Source organism: Sphingomonas sanguinis NBRC 13937 (assembly GCF_001591005.1).
Classification (GTDB): domain Bacteria; phylum Pseudomonadota; class Alphaproteobacteria; order Sphingomonadales; family Sphingomonadaceae; genus Sphingomonas; species Sphingomonas sanguinis.
Window position 1 is genome coordinate 1 of sequence record NZ_BCTY01000134.1, and the last position, 601, is coordinate 601.

The window sequence follows — 601 nt, forward strand, 5'->3', positions numbered from 1 at the left end:
GTTCCTGCCAGTTAGAAAAGACACAATCCGCGCCAGATAGAGATGGCACACGTTGGTAGCAGCGGGGGCAGTGTGGAGCCATCCACAAGCGCAGCGCTGACCCCGCTGATGCGGTGAGTTCCGAGGGAAGGGCGATGGACCCGCTGCGCCAGCAGCGGGCTCGGTCATACCAGAACAGCAGTCATGAGGCAGGTTGCTTGGGTGGCGTGACCCGGGCTCAGCCAGCGTATTCGGCCAGTCCGCGCGCGACGAGCTCCGTGTTGGAAAGACGTGGCCCGCGCTTCAGCTTGGGCGTGCACAGCGTGCGGCGATCCACCTTCGATGTAGTCGAAACAGCTGACGCGGCGAACATGCCGCCAGTCTGCGCCGTCCGCGCCGGCTCGTTGTTGTTCCGCTTGCGGTGGTGTGGCGCCGCTTCCTGCAGGAGCCGCGCCATCGCCAGCGCCGCGTCGAGATGCTTGTTGTCGACCACTGCGGCCTGGTTCACCCGCCGCATCTTGTCGAACACGCGATAGGGCAAGGCCTGCCCGTCGTGCCGGATCTCGATACGTCCGTCGGGATACTCGCAGACATCCACCCGCTTGCGCACCAGCGCCTGGCT

The 601-nt window shown here is 65.4% G+C and carries 1 pseudogene; it reads right to left on the reverse strand.

Annotated elements, in window-relative coordinates:
- Window positions 1-217: 217 nt before the first annotated feature.
- Window positions 218-601, reverse strand: a pseudogene (locus SSA01S_RS19910) (ISNCY family transposase); the annotation flags it as partial.